This is a genomic window from Streptomyces lycii (genome assembly GCF_009735685.1).
Lineage (GTDB): Bacteria > Actinomycetota > Actinomycetes > Streptomycetales > Streptomycetaceae > Streptomyces > Streptomyces lycii.
The window spans coordinates 1-375 of sequence record NZ_WHPN01000032.1 but is presented as its reverse complement, the minus strand read 5'-3'; the positions used below and the strand labels follow the sequence as shown (position 1 = coordinate 375).

General features: G+C 59.2%; 1 rRNA gene. It reads right to left on the bottom strand.

Annotated elements, in window-relative coordinates:
- Window positions 1-310: ribosomal RNA gene (locus GCU69_RS01515) — 23S ribosomal RNA — on the bottom strand; the annotation flags it as partial.
- Between the last annotated feature and the right edge of the window lie 65 nt (window positions 311-375).

The window sequence follows — 375 nt, the reverse complement described above, 5'->3', positions numbered from 1 at the left end:
AAGCGCAACCCCTGCCGGGTATCACACGCCTACGGTTTGGCCTCATCCAGTTTCGCTCGCCACTACTCCCGGAATCACGGTTGTTTTCTCTTCCTGCGGGTACTGAGATGTTTCACTTCCCCGCGTTCCCTCCACACTGCCTATGTGTTCAGCAGCGGGTGACAGCCCATGACGACTGCCGGGTTTCCCCATTCGGACACCCCCGGATCACAGCTCGGTTGACAGCTCCCCGGGGCCTATCGCGGCCTCCCACGTCCTTCATCGGTTCCTGGTGCCAAGGCATCCACCGTGCGCCCTTAAAAACTTGGCCACAGATGCTCGCGTCCACTGTGCAGTTCTCAAACAACGACCAACCACCCATCACCCCCGAAAAAA